We start from the raw sequence: 352 nt of genomic DNA on the forward strand, positions 1-352 counted from the left end.
AGGCCTTCACGCAGCTGGATGCCCATCTGAAGGAACGCGCCGAGGTCTGCGACAAGCTGCTGGCCGCCGTGGCGCCGCGCCTGCCCAGCGAGCAGGCGACGGGCGATGCGCTGACCAGCGCCCAGGCCGAGTCGCAATCGGCGGTGCAGGCGGCGCGCGGCAAGCCCTGGGCGCCCGACCCGGCCGGCGGCCTGGCCGTGGCCAGCGCGTTGCACGCGGCGGCCTTGACGCGCCTGCTGTCGCTGCTGGACCACCCGGCCGAGCTGCGCAGCGAGGCGGAGATTGACGCGCTGGTCAGCGAGCTGAAGCTCATCGAACGTCAGCGCGCCTTCACCCGCCAGGTCTTCAACCA

Annotated in this window: 1 protein-coding gene; it reads left to right on the plus strand. The window is 73.0% G+C overall.

Translation table 11 applies throughout. The features are described 5' to 3' along the window. Positions 1–352: LemA family protein (locus tag ACG00Y_RS28815; RefSeq protein ID WP_394485097.1), on the plus strand; the 352-nt coding region annotated here is incomplete at both ends.

The organism is Pelomonas parva (assembly GCF_043555835.1).
Lineage (GTDB): Bacteria > Pseudomonadota > Gammaproteobacteria > Burkholderiales > Burkholderiaceae_C > Pelomonas > Pelomonas parva.